Source organism: Neisseria sp. P0021.S007 (assembly GCF_051956855.1).
Window position 1 is genome coordinate 1 of sequence record NZ_JBQCXA010000679.1, and the last position, 635, is coordinate 635.

General features: G+C 57.2%; 1 protein-coding gene. It reads right to left on the minus strand.

The annotated features are described in order from the left end of the window. The coding region (locus tag ACTHUR_RS15345; RefSeq protein ID WP_440399493.1) for a helix-turn-helix domain-containing protein at positions 1-635 on the minus strand (635 nt) is incomplete at both ends.

Sequence of the window (635 nt, forward strand, 5' to 3'; positions counted from 1 at the left end):
TTCCTATATTGCCCTGGCGAAATCCAGTATTGTTTTTTAAACGCTTTGCCGAAGTGGGTTTCGGATTGAAAGCCGACGTTCAGCGCGACGGACAGGACGGAATCGGCGGTTTGCCGCAGCAATACGGCGGCTTGGCGCAGGCGGATGAGGTTGACAAAGGCGTGGGGGCTGATGCCGGTTTGCTGTTTGAACAGGCGCATGAGTTGGGCGCGGGAGAGGTTGGCAAGCTCGGTCATTTTTTCGATGTTCCACTCGTCTTCGGGGCGGCTGACGACGGTTTGGATGAGTTGGCGCAGGCGTTTGTCGCGCAGGCCATTGAGTATGCCGCCCAAAGGTGCTTCTCCGCCTTGTTCGAGATGGGCGCGGACGATGAGGACGAGGAGTACGGAGGAAAGGGCGTTGACAATGGCGCGCGAGCCGGAAAGCGTGTGCGCGCTTTCGTATTGCAACATGGAGATAAGACATTGCAGCGAGGGATGGTCCATCTTGATAAGGACGGTTTCGGGCAGGTCGTGCATGATGTCGGCGTGTTCGTCGTATTCGAAGCGGGCGCAGAACAAATCGAGGCTTTTTTCGCCGCCGCTACGGGATGAGGCGACTGTGAATGCGCCGCTGTTGTTGATATGCGGTGTATC